Origin of the sequence: Olsenella profusa F0195 (assembly GCF_000468755.1) — a bacterium.
GTDB lineage: Bacteria > Actinomycetota > Coriobacteriia > Coriobacteriales > Atopobiaceae > Olsenella_F > Olsenella_F profusa.
In genome coordinates, this window is sequence record NZ_AWEZ01000044.1 from 51557 (window position 1) to 65794 (window position 14238).

The 14238-nt window shown below is 59.9% G+C and carries 14 protein-coding genes and 1 pseudogene; 9 read left to right on the forward strand and 6 right to left on the reverse strand.

What is annotated here, in order from left to right:
• Positions 1 to 302 precede the first annotated feature (302 nt).
• The 5 genes from HMPREF1316_RS14055 (at position 303) to HMPREF1316_RS05680 (ending at position 5192) form a co-directional block, all read left to right on the forward strand.
• The gene (locus tag HMPREF1316_RS14055) at positions 303 to 1328 is read left to right on the forward strand and encodes an IS1/IS1595 family N-terminal zinc-binding domain-containing protein (RefSeq protein WP_021725996.1); all 1026 of its coding nucleotides are present in this window, start codon (positions 303 to 305) and stop codon (positions 1326 to 1328) included.
• Positions 1329 to 1586, forward strand: coding sequence for an HNH endonuclease (locus HMPREF1316_RS14875; protein ID WP_084620868.1), 258 nt, complete (start codon positions 1329 to 1331; stop codon positions 1584 to 1586).
• Between the two features lie 40 nt (positions 1587 to 1626).
• A complete protein-coding gene (locus HMPREF1316_RS15040; RefSeq protein ID WP_415752641.1) occupies positions 1627 to 1938 on the forward strand; it encodes a DUF6985 domain-containing protein in 312 nt (103 codons plus the stop codon).
• A gap of 313 nt (positions 1939 to 2251) precedes the next feature.
• Positions 2252 to 3493, forward strand: coding sequence for a hypothetical protein (locus HMPREF1316_RS05675; RefSeq protein WP_021726003.1), 1242 nt, complete (start codon positions 2252 to 2254; stop codon positions 3491 to 3493).
• 490 nt (positions 3494 to 3983) lie between these two features.
• The gene (locus HMPREF1316_RS05680; protein ID WP_040651603.1) at positions 3984 to 5192 is read left to right on the forward strand and encodes an ATP-binding protein; all 1209 of its coding nucleotides are present in this window, start codon (positions 3984 to 3986) and stop codon (positions 5190 to 5192) included.
• Positions 5193 to 5409: 217 nt separating this feature from the next.
• Here the strand turns inward: HMPREF1316_RS05680 and HMPREF1316_RS05685 are convergent, their stop codons facing one another.
• Together HMPREF1316_RS05685 and HMPREF1316_RS15045 are read right to left on the reverse strand one after the other, a co-directional pair.
• Positions 5410 to 5694, reverse strand: a complete 285-nt coding sequence (locus HMPREF1316_RS05685) for an addiction module antidote protein (RefSeq protein ID WP_021725991.1) — start codon at positions 5692 to 5694, stop codon at positions 5410 to 5412.
• Between the two features lie 13 nt (positions 5695 to 5707).
• Entirely contained in the window at positions 5708 to 6031 is a 324-nt protein-coding gene (locus tag HMPREF1316_RS15045) for a type II toxin-antitoxin system RelE/ParE family toxin (RefSeq protein ID WP_040651570.1), read from the reverse strand.
• Between the two features lie 364 nt (positions 6032 to 6395).
• On the opposite strand from HMPREF1316_RS15045, the gene HMPREF1316_RS05695 reads away from it, so the two are divergent.
• Complete coding sequence (locus HMPREF1316_RS05695) at positions 6396 to 7049, forward strand: hypothetical protein (protein WP_021725961.1); 654 nt, start codon at positions 6396 to 6398, stop codon at positions 7047 to 7049.
• A gap of 301 nt (positions 7050 to 7350) precedes the next feature.
• On the opposite strand, the gene HMPREF1316_RS05700 is transcribed toward HMPREF1316_RS05695, so the two are convergent.
• The 4 genes from HMPREF1316_RS05700 to HMPREF1316_RS05715 all read right to left on the reverse strand — a co-directional run bounded on the left by HMPREF1316_RS05700 (position 7351) and on the right by HMPREF1316_RS05715 (position 11781).
• Complete coding sequence (locus HMPREF1316_RS05700; protein WP_232204455.1) at positions 7351 to 8682, reverse strand: hypothetical protein; 1332 nt, start codon at positions 8680 to 8682, stop codon at positions 7351 to 7353.
• 310 nt (positions 8683 to 8992) lie between these two features.
• A complete protein-coding gene (istB, locus tag HMPREF1316_RS05705) occupies positions 8993 to 9745 on the reverse strand; it encodes an IS21-like element helper ATPase IstB (protein WP_232204456.1) in 753 nt (250 codons plus the stop codon).
• On the reverse strand, positions 9696 to 10037 hold the full coding sequence (locus HMPREF1316_RS14730; protein WP_021725977.1) for a hypothetical protein: 342 nt from the start codon (positions 10035 to 10037) through the stop codon (positions 9696 to 9698). Before HMPREF1316_RS14730 ends, istB begins: the two co-directional genes overlap by 50 nt.
• A gap of 196 nt (positions 10038 to 10233) precedes the next feature.
• Entirely contained in the window at positions 10234 to 11781 is a 1548-nt protein-coding gene (locus HMPREF1316_RS05715; RefSeq protein ID WP_040651575.1) for an IS3 family transposase, read from the reverse strand.
• A gap of 105 nt (positions 11782 to 11886) precedes the next feature.
• Between HMPREF1316_RS05715 and HMPREF1316_RS05720 the strand changes: the two are divergent.
• The 3 genes and pseudogenes from HMPREF1316_RS05720 to HMPREF1316_RS05730 all read left to right on the forward strand — a co-directional run.
• Positions 11887 to 12435, forward strand: a pseudogene (locus HMPREF1316_RS05720) (integrase core domain-containing protein); the annotation flags it as partial.
• Between the two features lie 40 nt (positions 12436 to 12475).
• Positions 12476 to 13246 carry a hypothetical protein gene (locus HMPREF1316_RS05725; protein WP_021726002.1) on the forward strand — a complete coding sequence of 257 codons (771 nt, stop codon included), beginning with the start codon at positions 12476 to 12478 and terminating at the stop codon, positions 13244 to 13246.
• A 146-nt stretch (positions 13247 to 13392) separates the two neighbouring features.
• Complete coding sequence (locus tag HMPREF1316_RS05730; RefSeq protein WP_198009600.1) at positions 13393 to 14109, forward strand: TIGR02391 family protein; 717 nt, start codon at positions 13393 to 13395, stop codon at positions 14107 to 14109.
• Positions 14110 to 14238 lie beyond the last annotated feature (129 nt).

Sequence of the window (14238 nt, forward strand, 5' to 3'; positions counted from 1 at the left end):
GCTGCCCACCGTCATTAAGGAGTATCGCGGGAATTCGTGCGATCAATGACCTGTCAAACGAGAGGGACAGGCAGGTCGAGACTGTCTTCTGGCTTGCGCCCGAGCCGTTCCCCGCAGAGCACGCCATCACAAAGTTCACTGTCATACAACACAGAATCCTGGAGACCCCCTGCAGACCTGTCTTGCTGTCGTTATCGGTCGATGCGCTTTTAAACCAGCTTGGATATGAATGACGGCCCCGATGGCGAGACCCTCCGCTACGATGGCCTCTGCCAGGAAGACCATCGGGGACGGAGGGTCCCATGAGGGAGATCGTACGACGGACGCTCGAGGGGATGGACGCTGGGGAGAGGGCCGAGGCGGCCGAGGAGCCGAGGCGGCTGATCGCCGCCGGCCGCGCCGAGGACGCGGCAGGCCGCGAGGCGGAACGCTGCCCGAGGTGCCCGCGCCCGTCGGCCGTGCGGCGCGGGCGCGACGGGCGCGGGCGCCAGAGGTGGCCGTGCCGGGGATGCGGCCGCTCGTTCACGGCCTCGACGCTCGGGCCGGTCTCGTGGTCGAGGCCGCGGCCCGAGGCGTGGGAGGAGTTCGCCCGCCGCATGGCCGGTGGCGTGCCCCCGCGCGTCGTCTGCGAGCGCTGCGGGGTGAGCGTGCCCACCGCCTGGCTCATGCGCGTGCGCGCCTGCGAGGCGATGGCGGCCGACCTTGGGCCCTTCCGCTGCGGCGAGGGGATGGAGGCGCAGGCGGGCGGCATGATGGTCCCCGAGTCGCTGTCGGGGGGCGGCGCCTTCGAGATGCCGAGGGAGCCCCGCCGCGCCGGCGGGCAGGCCGCGGGCGGCGTGTCCGACGAGCGGGTCTGCGTGCTCGCCGGCGAGAACTCGCTCGGCGACGTGTTCGCCGAGGTCTGCTGCCGCGGGCGCGCCACCAAGGCACGGGTCCGGGAGATGCCCGAGGGGCGCCTGGCCGACGGCTCGGTCCTCGTCACCGACGCCCACCGGGCCCACGCGGGAACAGGGGACGCTCTCGGCGTCGACGCGGAGCACCCCGCCTACCGCTCCGGTGGCGAGGCGAACGCGCGCCTCTCCGGCGCGAACGCCCTGCACTCTCGCCTCGCGGGCTTCCTGCTGCGCATGAGCGGCGTCCCGACCAGGCGCCTGCGCCACTGCCTCTCGTGGTTCTGCTGGCCCGGGCGGGCGCGGCGGCGCGGCGGCGACGCCAGCGCCGCGATCCGCGACCTCAACCTCTCGACCCCCTACCACACGTCCCGGCGGGCGCCCTTCAAGGGGCCCCGCTACGACATGGGGTATTGGGAGGCGCGCAATGCTGTCTGATTGCCATATCCAGGCTGGTTTAAAAGCGCATGCGCAGAAAAGTGGAACGCCGGGAAGCGAGAAGGAAAGAGCGACTGGACTGATGAAGAGGTGACGCAGTGGAGAAGGGACAACTGCTTCACCTGGCATGAGTGTGCCGACATGAAGACGATGAACCTCGTCTCGCGAGACATCCATGAATACTTCAGGCACTCGGGCGGAGTGGCAGAATGCCAGAAGCGAGAAGGAATCGGCGGAAACGAGGAGTTCGATGGGTAGCATAACCAAGGAAATCTGAGGCAGGGAGCTCAAGCTCGAGATTTATCCCGAGGGCGGCAAAGCCCCCACGGACGCACAATCGTTAGCTCTAGAGCGCATCCTTGCGACATGGGATGCGGTAGAGTGTGCCGCCCCAGCACTAAGGGAGTATTGCGCCAAGAACGACGATGACAAAGACGCGGGCAGGATCTTCCACTATGTCATGCCCCGCTACCTCTTCCTACCAAGGATGCAGAAGGAGCGCACGGTGGCGTTGATGTGCGACTGCCGATTTGAACCAGAGCACGGCCTTGCACTTGTCTTCGAAAACGAGAAGCTAAAAGAGGTTGGCACGCAGGACATAATCTTGTGAGAGACATATCGATGTGCAGCCCGGACATCCTTATGAACCGACATGCCAAAACAACAGGGTGACCCTCGCCGTGAGCCTCATTCATGCATCATAAACGTGCCGAGCGTGCACGTTCCACTTTATGCTCTGAAGATCGTATCGGAAGAGTTAGTGTAAACGCAGAATTGCCCATCTGACAAGCAGAGTCGGTCATCGAAATCTGAATCTATCCCGACTCCATTGGCTACCGTCACGCCGCCTCCGGGCGGCCTCCTCGAACTCGGCCGAGCTTAGGTATACTCTAACAGACACCGGGCCCACAAGGAGACCAACCATGGCAGACACGAATACTCAACCCGCCAAGCCGAGCAATCGTACGGACCTCATTCGAGAGCAGCTCTGCAACACCCGCATCAACCTTGCGCCTCTCGACGAACCCGTGGACCTCGCCCATGCCAGAAAGGTTCCTCTTGGCCAGATTGCCTCCCTCGGCGCCGTATTCGCATCCATACCCAAGGCGTTCCGCACGGCCACACAGACAATTGCGTCCCCAGACAACGGCATGTACATGCGGGCGTTCGACGCCATGGGCAAGCCACTCAGCATCTCACAGCTCCAGCAGTTCAAGGGAGCAGGCGCCGGTGCGCTCGGCTCCACGCGCGTGAATGGCTCCTTCGCCCAAGCACATTTCTATCCAGCAGGGCCGCAGACAATCAAGTCATCGATAACCATGCCAGTCAACCCCGCGATGCTCGCCATGGGCATCGCCCTGTGGCAAGTCAACCAGAAGCTCGACAGAATCCAAAAGACCGTTGATGAGATGTTTGACTACATGAGGCAGCACGACAGGTCTGAGATGCGTGGGAATCTCCAGACGCTCACGGACGTGCTCAACGGCTACAGCCTCAACTGGGACAACCAGCGTTACATGAACAACGCGCACATGAAGGTGCTCGACATAAAGCAGGACGCTTCCCAGAAAATGGATCTCTACCATAGCCAGCTGGAGAAGAAGCTTGCCGACAAAGCCCCCATCGAACTGCGTAGCAAGGTGCGGAACCGTTTGGATGGCGTACTCGACTTGCTGAAGGACTACCAGCTCGCAACCTACATCTATGTGTTCGCATCATTCCTCGACCCCATGATTGCGGAGAACTTCAGGCAGGACAAGCTCTCCGACGTGCAGGGCAGGATCGAGAGCGCATCCGTGAGCTATCGCAAGGTCTATGCACAATGCTACGACGCCATCAAGCACAGCGCAAAGCACGCCATCGATGCAGTCGCCCTGGGAGGGCTTGCGGCTGCGGGAAGGTTCGTCGGTGGGGCAGTCGCCGCCACGCCCGTGGGTGACGCCACACCTATCGACGAGGCACTCAAGGAGGGCGGCGATGCCGTGGGGAAGTTCAACGACAGCATAAGCTCCCACCTACTGCAGAGGCTCAGCGAGACCAAGCCCCTCGATGTTTTGCCCTTCCAAGAGAACATCGAGCTCATCAACACCCTTTACAACGAGCCGAGTGAACTCCTCACGGATGGCGAGAACCTGTATCTGCTTCCCACGGACACGGGCGCGTAGCTTCCGCCATAAAGAGCCGTCACACGAATCTGGGCCCGTCCCCGGCACGTCCAGGCTAGCCCCCGCCACCGACGTAGTCCCAGAGGCGGGACGACCCGGCGTGCAGCACAGCGGCCAGGCCGTTCTGGGCGAAGCAGGACGCCCACGCCCTGTGGAACCTCGGCGTCACCCGTCACAAACCCCCTCGTCGGCGATGCCCCACCGTGTGTTCCGTCAAGTAAAACTGAGCCAAGGGGGTGATAACGAAAAGTGAGCCGCCGGGCCCTGCTCGACCGTCTGGCGGCAGAGCGCGGGTTCACAGGCTCGATCTCAGCCATGGAGCGCGTCGTTCGCGGATGGCATGAGCCCCAGCTCGTACGTCCTGCTGGCCACATGAGAACAGGCCATACAGCCATCGATGAGGAGTGATATATTTAGAAGTCTAACTTCTATATTTGAATACACTGTCATCCCGTGGGAGAATAGCCTCCAGAGACGGGAGGTCATGCTCATGTACATCAAACGAGAAGTCGAAGCCACAATCGATAGGATGCTCAAACAGGGCAAGGTAGTCCTTGTGACAGGGGCGCGCCAGGTTGGCAAAACCACCGTCCTCAAGAAGCACCTGGGCGACTCCTTCGACTACGTCTCCATGGAGAACCCCCAGGACTACCTGCTTGCCAGGCAGGACGCAATGCTCTTCTTCGAGACCAGGCACCTGCCGCTCATCATAGACGAGGTCCAACGCGTGCCTGAGCTCTTCTCCCCGGTCAAGTGGGTGGTCGACCAGTCTGACGAGAAGGGGCGCATCATACTCACCGGCTCGCAGACCTACCAACTCATGAAGGGCGTAAGCGAGTCGCTGGCGGGAAGGATCCGCATCCTCGAGATGCCGGCACTTAACCTGCGGGAGCTCGTAGGTGACGCAGGTAGACCACATCCCTATATCCCCGCCCCGGCCAAGCCGCTCGACAAGCCTCTGGATAAGAGCATCTGGGAGATCATTCACAGGGGATCGATGCCGGAGCTGCAGGACAGCTCGGTCGACTGGGACTCGTTCTACTCCGGCTACGTGTCCGCCTACCTCGAGCGGGACGTGCGCGACCTCATCAACGTCAAGGACGAGGCGAGGTTCTACAGCTTCATGGTCGCGTGCGCCGCGAGGTCGGGACAGCTCCTCAACGCTACGGACATCGGCAACGCAGCGGGCGTCAGCTACAAGACGGCGCAGTCATGGCTCTCCGTCCTCCAGGCCTCGAACATCGTCCGGATAGTGGAGCCGTTCTGGCCGAACATCGGCAAGAGCCTGACGAAGACCCCCAAGCTCTACTTCATGGACACCGGACTTGTCTGCCACCTCACGAGGTGGACGACGCCGGAACAGCTGCGTGTCGGTGCGATGGCGGGGCACGTCTTCGAGGACTTCGTCGTCTCGGAGGTGCTCAAGAGCTACATGAACGCCGGCGGCAACATGCGCGACGTCTGGTTCTACCGCGACTCGAGGAAGCGGGAGATTGACCTCGTCATCCAAGAGGGACATGTGCTGCATCCCGTCGAGGTGAAGACGTCCGCCACGGTAGGGGGCGACGCCGTGAGGAACTTCCGCTGCCTCGAAGGGATGTCTGGCTACGAGGTCGGCTTCGGGCATGTGATCTGCCAGACGCCCGAACCATACTACGTGACCAAGAACGTGCAGGCAGTTCCCGTCTGGGTGATTTAGAACTTGTGCCTCATGCGCAGTGAAATGTGTCGAGCCTTTTATCCCACACCACTAGACTTTGGCTTCGACGAGCCTGTAGGTCGACATCCGCGATATGCGCAGGTACTTGGCGGACTGGCCGACGTCCTGAAGCTCATCCGCTAGTTTGTATGCGTCCGAGGCCAGGGATGTCGCCCAAGCCCATGCCAGACGAGGCTGGCGTCTCGCGAGTTGGGGCCTAGGCGGGCAGCGCCACGCCCAGCTTGTAGCCGAGGGCCTTCACGACCTTCTGAACCGTGCCGAAGGATGGGTTGCCCGTTGGCGAGAGGGCCTTGTAGAGGCCGTCTCGGGTAATGCCCGCATCCTTGGCAAGCTGGGTCATGCCGCGTGCCCGGGCTATATCGCCGAGCGCGGCGGACACGAGCGCGGGATCGCCGCCATCTAGCGCCGCATTGAGGTAAGCGACGATGTCCGCGTCCGTTTCGAGGAACTCGGCCGCATCGTATGTCGCCGCCCTTTTCATCTTGCCGCCCCCCTCATTCGTACTGCTCGTTGAACTCCTGCGCTTTCCTTATATCCCGTTGCTGGGAGGGCTTGTTGCCCCCAATGAGCAACAAGACGATTTCCCTCCCACGCCATGCGAAGCACAGCCTGTAACCTGGCCCATAATCAATCCGAAGCTCACAGATGCCGTCTCCAACAGACTTGTAATCGCCGAGATTCCCAGTGAGAGAAATCCTCCTGATGTGCAAGTTGATTCGAGCCCTGGCGTTAGAGTCCTTCAGACGCTTGAGCCACCTTGCAAGCTCGCTTGTACGACGTACCTCAATCGTGTGCGAAGTGTATATTACAATATACATCTAGTCAAGAGCAGGTCGCCTGCTACCATAGCGACCTTGACGAGGCGGGCGCCTTCCCGCGGTTCGAGAGCGCTTCCCCGCCTGCAGGACAATCGATTTTTAGGTAGGCAACCTCCGCCTTCAGTTTCCGCACCTGACGCACGGGCCCCTCCTCGCAGGTCGACTCCCTGTGCGGGGCGACGCTCCCTTTTGTCTGCCCCTGAGCTTGGGCCTGAGAGCCTCCGGCCCTCCCTATCGGTAGGTCTTCATCCAGTTCTTCAGCGGGGTTGTCGATCAGGCGGTCGACGCCTTCAATGGCGCCACCTCTCAAGCCCAGGCGAAGAACGACGCATTCCAGAAGGAGATTGACGCAGCTCAGCACGACTTGGATTCGGATAATCAGCCGTTCGATGGAGCCACAAGGGACGCCCTCACCACTGCCGTTGCCAATACGAGGCGGACCCTGAGGAACATTCCTGACGTCCCACTGTTCGCTGTTCACGATGAGATTAAGTCGGACACCGACGAGCTGAACAAGCTGCTCGACTATTTGGCTGATATCAAGACCCTTGATGACGCCAGAGTTGTTTTCGAGCAGAGTGCCCAACAGCTCAAGCAGATAACGAACCCTTCCCAGGACTTTGTTATCTCTCGCCTCGGCAAGGTAGCGGGCATCTCTGACATCGAGCCCATCAACGAGGAGAACGATGTCAACAAACAGCTTAACAAGCAGGGTGGCTATACGCCGGCAATCTTTTTTTACTACGACAACCTGAGCGACCCCTACTCCGTGTACTCTGGGAAGAGCTCGGTTGAGAACAATACCTCTGGCGGCGGATGCATCGAGGTCATCGCCAATACTGATGGCGCCACTAAGAGGGAGGAGCACCTCGCTGCACTTGATGGCCAGGGTGCCTTCAAGTCTGGAACCCACACCATTTATGGGACCGTTCTTATTGGGACGTCATGGGAATTGACAGCAACGCAGCAGAAAGATCCCACGAATGTCATAGAGGCAGCACTGGTTGCGATTGAATAGACCCGCTTTTGCGTCCAGATTGTCTCGGGCTGTCTCTTGCCATCGTATCGTCAAGGACATAGACATAGGACTCCATCGATTCATTATTGGATACACCCAAGTCTCCTTAAGATAAATGTCCGAGGGCGCGCCTCGTCCGCGCGTCGCAGCGGCCGTGTTTGAGGTAGTGCCCGACGGCCCTCCCCCTGCCCTCAAGGGAGTGCATGCGGCGGTGCTCCAACCCCTCTCAGGCACGGATTATCGTCACCACTCCCCTGGCCCTGCTGGAAATCGATGGCCTGCACCTCTCGCCTTAGCCTTATCACATGAAGATCCTACCAGGATCTTTCTCTTGCGCAAGCATGCTCAGCATCGTGAGCTCTTGGGCCTTAATATTGATAAGTGGATAGCGTATCGCGCACTCGCCCAAGTCGTAGGTATGTTCATACCCTAGCTGCAGCAGCCGTAGCGTCACAAGCATGCTGCTGATCCCGTTGTGAGAGAAGCAGAGGATATAGTCATCCCTTCTTGACCTGTACTCTTTGAGGTACTCCTCAACGTATCGCACAATCGTATTCGCGTCGTTAGATGTTTCTGCTTCTGTGTCATCAGAGCGAAGGGGCAGCTTCATGATAGAACAACATAAATTCACAAACTCTGTGGCGTGGCGGGGCTGCCCATACCTATGCTCTATATGCTCCTCACCACATTTGTCACTCATGCGCTCCAAGCGAGCGACCTGTTGGAAATGCCACTCTGGGTTTTGCCATGGAGGCCTGCCGATTGTCGCATCCAGAAAGTGGACATCCTGCCCCTCCCACGTAAAAGAATCAATGACGTTGAACTGATAGGGACAAAGAAGCCTTTGCTCATACAGGAGCCCACTCCCATCGTTCCATTCCTTCTTGCCGTATACCTCTCGTGCTCGTCTGCAGTGATTTCCCGCAGAGAGCCAGGACGAAAAACCCGTCTGTGTGAAGGGGAACCCCGCTTTGAACGGTGTGACATCGTAGTGAGAACGAATAAGCATGTGCCAGAAAAGTATGCAAAAAACCTGAAGCGCACATGCGACCACTGCAAATATAATAGTGGCCAAATCATCTTTGGGAGACTTTCCCATTGTCACTGACGCCAAAGCAGTAAACTGCGCAAGTCCTGTCATACATAGTATGGATATCCAAAACCCTGTTTTGATCTTAGTGGTGCCCGTTGCCCCGTCACTCAATTCCACAAGAGCAGCCATGACAAATAGAATAATTACAGTGGTGCCAAGAGTTAAAACCTCTTTCCAATCGATCTCTGGGAAAAGGGCAAGACATGCTAGCCACAATCCAACATCCATTAAAGAGAGAAGGAAGCCAAGACCAAGTCCCTTAGCAAAAAGGACCGACTCTGTGCTGTTCAACTTTTTACATTGCTGGTCTGAGCGCGTGCGTATTGCGCTTTCGGAGTCAACTAACTCCTGCATGTGTCGGAGTTGATCGAGCAGTCTGTTATCGCCAAAAGGATATTCTGCCTTTTGATAATGTCGTTGTGAATCTCTACTGTTGCGTATAAGTGAAAATAGAAGGCCAGCAAATTTAACTAAAGGTGTAGCTGCGGCTATGGCTACGATATTCATGAAACATCCAATGGCCTTAATAAGTTCATCCACGACTATCACAAACCAATCTTCATGCCGAACCTATATAGACTGGCAGGTAAGTGAGACGCACTTATAGTTCTAATGGTAACTTCGATACCTGCTGTGCTTTCTAATCTACACCATCTCATGTTGTCTTACCTGTGCCTGCGAAGAAGAAGTCCATTGGTCCCATAGCTAAGCACTTTGTGGGCCCTTATGTGGTCGCATGGGCCCACGAAGCGCACAATGGTGTTCGTGAGCTCGGTGCACCTCTCACATGCCTCATTATCTTGAGGCATGGTTACGTGTGGTCCAAGGAGCAACATGGATAAAGATGCATTCAGTCAAGACTATTTGAACGCTTTGCTCTGCTCAATTTGAGCACCTCGCTCGGAACACGCCAGCCCCCTCTCCATCTGTCTGGCTTGCCCGGCATCAGGGCGTCCTCCATTCTCTTGCTCCCTCCCCCGAACTCCACGAGCCTGCCGTGGTGCATCAGCCTGTCTATCAGGGTGGACGCCAGCTTGTCGTCGCCGAACACGGCGCCCCACCCGCCGAGCTCGATGTTGGTGGTGATGATCACGCTGCGCCTCTCGTAGCAGTCCGACATCACCTGGAACAGCAGGCGCGCTCCCTCTCGGTCGATGGGCACGTAGCCGAGCTCGCCGACGACCATCAGGTCGCTCCTGTAGAGATCCTTGAGAAGCGCCTCCGGCTCGTGCTCGCGGCTGGCCTTGGCAAGCGCCGGCACGAGGTCCGCAGCCGTGAAGAACCTCACGGTCTTCGCCTTGACCACGCAGGCCATGCTGGTCGCGATCGCCAGATGGGTCTTGCCCCGTCCCGTCTTGCCGTGGAACACGAAGTCCTGGGCCGCGTCGGCGAACGCGAGCGATTCCAGGTCCTCGCGCGCGTATCTCTCAGGAAATGACACCTGCGAGTAGTCGAAGCCCTCGAACGACTTCACCTGCGGGAACCTCGCCCTGCGCAGCAGCCTCTCGCGCTTGTGGCGCTCGCGTGCGGCGAGCTCGTTCTCGATCATCCCGTTAACCATGGCGATCTGTCCGGCCGTCGCCGACGACACAAACTGCTCCATGATAGCCCATCTCGTCCACCGCCCTGTCGAAGATTCTCTGGGCCGTATGCCGTTGCTTTCTCGGCACCGCCTGGTCACTTGCGAGTATCGCATCGATCCAGCTGGCCAGGCCATCCGTCGCAGGGCGGGCGCGCCTCTTCGAGACCGGCACCTCGGGCGACATGTCCTGTTTGTCTGCGTACTTTGAGACGGTGTTGCGGCTCAGATCGAGCTCGCGGGCGATGCGGGCTCTCGGCACACCGTCCCTGTCCATCTGCCTGATGTCCTCTTGTTCGTCCAGGGACACGGCCATACTCCCTTCCTCCCTCCAGGTGGGCCTCGCCAAAAGTCACCACCCGAAGGAAACATGGCCCTGGCCGTGTCCCCGGCGCCTTGGGATACGGTCATACGGTCATGCTTTGACCAAACCGCTCGATTCCTGCTGACCACGGTGCCCAGTTCCCGATGACTATTTGGGACTGCGGTGGGAATCCTGGACCAAATCCATCCTATACTGCCAAGCCCAAATCCCTGCGGTATCGCATAGGACTCCTGTGATCCAGGTCGCTCTTTGTCCTAACGTCCCCATACCATCTGAGGTAAGCGTCTAGCATTGTCATGAACTCATCGACAGTGATCACGGCCCAGTCGCATCCATAAAAGAGCTCTATCTCCGGCCTCCCGAAGAGACCTTCGCGTCCTACGTTGTCAGGGCCGCATCCCCTCCCTGACGTTGGCCTGACCGGACCGCTCTCGTCGCATGTCTCTGTCCATCCCGGCCAGCGGTAGTAACCGCCCCTGTCCGGGCGGGTCTTCGGGTGGTCGCCCTCGCCGAGCCGTCCGCACGCGCCGAGCAGCGAGGAGTCGGCCATCTCGGCATCCGGCGAGGCGGGGGTCGACCGGCCCAACGGCATGCCGTCGAAGCGATCGACTACGGGCGACAGGCAGGCCCTGCCGGCAGGGATGCGGGATCCGGTTACGCCGGTGACCCACGGCTCGTTTGGCTTGCTGGCGCGGAGGTGGCGCCTGCCGCGCTCGTCGCGCGGCAGGTCCGGCGGGGCGGCGGAGACCTCGCCCTCGCAGGAGCTGTGGCACCGCTCCTTCTCTGCCGTGCGCGCGACCGGGCCCTCGTCCTTCGCGATGCCACGGACGGTCCACTCCCCGGCATCAACCACAGCGGCGACGCGCCTGTAGCCGCAGGTCCCGCCGCCCGCCTCGAGCGCGGCGGTGACGGCCTCCCTGGCTGCCGCGCGCCCTTCGCCCTCGCTCTTGGCTTGGGCGTTCCTCGCGTACTCGTAGCTGCCCTTGGCCATGCCTACCACGGGCAAGACTTCCCAGAGCTCATGCTTGGCCCTCAGCGCCTCCACCATCGCCGCCCTCTCCGCATTCGTCAGGCAGCTCGGGTCGGCGCCCGGGCCTTTTTCTACTGTCTCGAGGGTCGCCTGCCGCACGCCGAGCCCGAGCCGCACCCTCGTCCTTCGCGGCACGTCCCGCGGCTGCCCGACGTCGTCGGGCAGGTCGTCGTATTCCCTGCTCACGGGGACGCCTTCCCCTTCGGGCTCCCCGCCATCATCGCCGATAATCTCCCTGCGCCATACGTAGGGCGCAGTCCTCGGCACGCCGTACTTCTCGGCGACTTCCGCCGCAGGCCCCGTCCTCGCCTCGAGCTCGGCCACCACCTGCACCTTCTTCCCCACGGGAACGGGATCTCGCCTCGGGTTCGGGCCCCGGCATCTTCGCTGACCCGGCGCGTATTCGTCGGCCCGGTCGGCGAGCATCTCGCGGCTCTTGGGGTAGCCGAGCTCCCTCATCGTCCGCGACAGGCGCCTCCCATGATCAAGGTAGTGTTCGACGGCCTCGCGCCTCACCTCCTCGGGATACCTCGGTTCGCGCTCGCGTCTGGCCAGGGGAACCTCGCCGGTCTCCTCGTATTCGTACCACCAGTTCCTCGGCGTTTGCCTGTGGGGGCATCCGAGCTCGGCTATCGTGTCGGCGCAATTGCGCCCGAACCTAACGAAGGTTTCCAATGCGATTCTGCTTTGCTCCGTGCTGAACATGCGGTTTCCTTCCCGTCCCGTTTTGGTCCAGGATTCCCACCGCAGTCCCTTCTGCTCAAAGCCTATTGACAGAACACACGCTACGAGCGGGGGCACCCCGGCGAGCTCCTCCACGTCGACGTGAAGAGGGCCGCGCGCATCCCCGACGGCGGCGGGCACCGGGCGCTCGGGCGCGGCTGCGGGTCGTCGCGGGGCGCGGGGCGCTCCTGCCTGCATGTGGCGGTCGACGACTTCAGCCGCGTCGCCTACGCCGAGCTGCTGCCCGACGGGCGCAAGGGCACGTGCACGGCGCTCGTGTCGCGCTGCCCCGGGTTCTTCGAGGGGATGGGCGTAGGCGTCGAGCGCGTCATGACCGACAACGGGCCGGGCTATCGCAGCGGCAAGCCCGACGACCTGCTCGGCCCCAGGGGCGTGCGGCACCTGTGCACGAGGCCGTCCGGCCCGTGGCAGAACGGCAAGGTCGAGAGGGTGAGCCGCACGATCGCGCAGGAGTGGCGGTACGGCCGCGCCTGGGACAGCGAGGCCGGGAGGGCAGACGCCCTCCCGGCCTTCATCGAGCGCTACAATTGGGAGCGTCCGCACAGCGCGTGCGGGGGCCTCCCGCCGATGTCCCGCATCGTCGGCGTAAACAACCTGTTGGCACACAACAGCTAGAGATTGGAGAGGGAGTGGACCGGAGTTGCTAGGACTAACGGTGGGACAGGAGGCGGCGCTAGCCTTCCTATGGCTCAATCAGGAGAAAATTCCAGGCAATTATACCGATGCAGGAATCACTCCAGACTTGTTGCAGCTCAGGGAGGGCGGCCTCATAGACTTGACCACGGACTGGGGTCACGAGCTTGCAATCGTCAAGGCTATCACGCCAGTGGGGCGAACGCATTACGACGAGGCTCGCAGGGCACGCAGGAAGTTTCGCACGGTTAGCGATAGCGCTGACGAGCTGATACTGAAGCTCGTCGCGGAAGACGCTGCCAAACAGGGTGACGGTGGGATGCGCATGGCCACCATCTACGACGATCGTGATAACGACTATTGGGAGCTTAGCCGCAACGGATTGCTGAACGTAGACCCTGCCGATAACATGCCTTGGATTGCAACCATAACAGACGAAGGCCAAAGCTATGCGGAGGGTTGGTTCCTTGACCAGATGGAGAGCGACGTGAAGGTAATCCTCAATAACACCAACAACAACACAATCACCAGCAGCGCTGACGCCAGCGTAAATGTCAGTGACGTCACGCTAAGCACTACCGTCGCAGCCATCCTTGATCTGGACATTGATCAGGCCGTGAAGGACGCGGCCGAAGCAGCAGCGAAGGAGCTCGACGCCGCCTCAAAGAAAAAGGACAAAGCGAGCTTTGCCGAGAAACTCGAGAAGGTGGCGCACATAGCGAAGAGCTCAGCCAGCCTTGCCGAGGTGCTCTTACCGCTAGTCAAGGCGACCGTTGGAACTCTACTCGGATAGTTGCTCCTGGTCCCGGTTGAGCGTATGCGAAAGCGAGGGGTTCCTTGGCGACACAAAATATGCCCCGGCTGAAGCCTGAACAAATCACGCGAATTTGCAAGGTGCTTGCCGACACGAATCGTGGCCTTACCGGGCAGGAAATCGGCATGCTCCTGGAGCAACTTCGTGTCCCTGACACAAATCCCGGCCTTACCAAATGGAAGAGGCTCTACCAAGCGCTTGCGCTGAGGGTAAATTGCACTGGCTCCACCAACATTGTTTGGACTTGCATATCACGCTCCCTTGAGCCGTCGAGGGGGCTTGACAACCGAGAGCGCTATCTCTGGATGCTCAAAGAGATAAACGGTGTGCTTTCCTTCACTGGTTACGAGATACAAGAAGACGGTCGGTTTCACCATACAGACACCGCCAGGACCCTCAGCGAAGCTGCGGAGAGGACACAGGGCCTCAGGCAAAAGCTCGAGAGTCTGGGCGCTCACCCCGAAGTGCTCCAGTGCTGTCGTGAGGAGTTGCTTGTTGACGATTACTTTCACGCAGTCCACGAGGCGGCCAAGAGCCTATGCAAGCGAGTGAAAACAATGACCGGGCTTGACCTCGATGGAACAAGACTGTTTGAGACAGCGTTCAGCACTAAGGCGCCTTATATCGTTCTGGCGAGTCCTCAGAATGAATCGTGGCGCAACCAGCAGAACGGGCTCAAAGAATTGCTCAATGGCGTGATGCACCTTATTCGCAACCCAACGGCACACGAGCTGAGAATCCATTGGGACATCAACGAGGAGGACGCCGTTGATGTCCTTAGCCTGATCTCCTATCTCCATAAGTTGCTAGATAGTTGTGCCGTTGTGCGAAAATCTACCTAGCGTATCGTCGCGACAGTGAGACTAATGCTAATTATTAGGTGAGGATATGGATATCTCCGGCTTCTTAATGGGTCTAGCGGATATCGCGCCACTATTTTCTGCAATTGCAGCAATTGTTGCACTTTTTCT

Bases quoted from the DNA above. Each gene is read 5' to 3' on its own strand.
- HMPREF1316_RS14055 (WP_021725996.1), top strand. From the start codon at position 303: ATGAGGGAGATCGTACGACGGACGCTCGAGGGGATGGACGCTGGGGAG.
- HMPREF1316_RS05675 (WP_021726003.1), top strand. From the start codon at position 2,252: ATGGCAGACACGAATACTCAACCCGCCAAGCCGAGCAATCGTACGGAC.
- HMPREF1316_RS05680 (WP_040651603.1), top strand. From the start codon at position 3,984: ATGTACATCAAACGAGAAGTCGAAGCCACAATCGATAGGATGCTCAAA.
- HMPREF1316_RS05685 (WP_021725991.1), bottom strand. From the start codon at position 5,694: ATGAAAAGGGCGGCGACATACGATGCGGCCGAGTTCCTCGAAACGGAC.
- HMPREF1316_RS15045 (WP_040651570.1), bottom strand. From the start codon at position 6,031: ATGTATATTGTAATATACACTTCGCACACGATTGAGGTACGTCGTACA.
- istB (WP_232204456.1), bottom strand. From the start codon at position 9,745: ATGGAGCAGTTTGTGTCGTCGGCGACGGCCGGACAGATCGCCATGGTT.
- HMPREF1316_RS14730 (WP_021725977.1), bottom strand. From the start codon at position 10,037: ATGGCCGTGTCCCTGGACGAACAAGAGGACATCAGGCAGATGGACAGG.
- HMPREF1316_RS05715 (WP_040651575.1), bottom strand. From the start codon at position 11,781: ATGTTCAGCACGGAGCAAAGCAGAATCGCATTGGAAACCTTCGTTAGG.
- HMPREF1316_RS05730 (WP_198009600.1), top strand. From the start codon at position 13,393: ATGCTCCTGGAGCAACTTCGTGTCCCTGACACAAATCCCGGCCTTACC.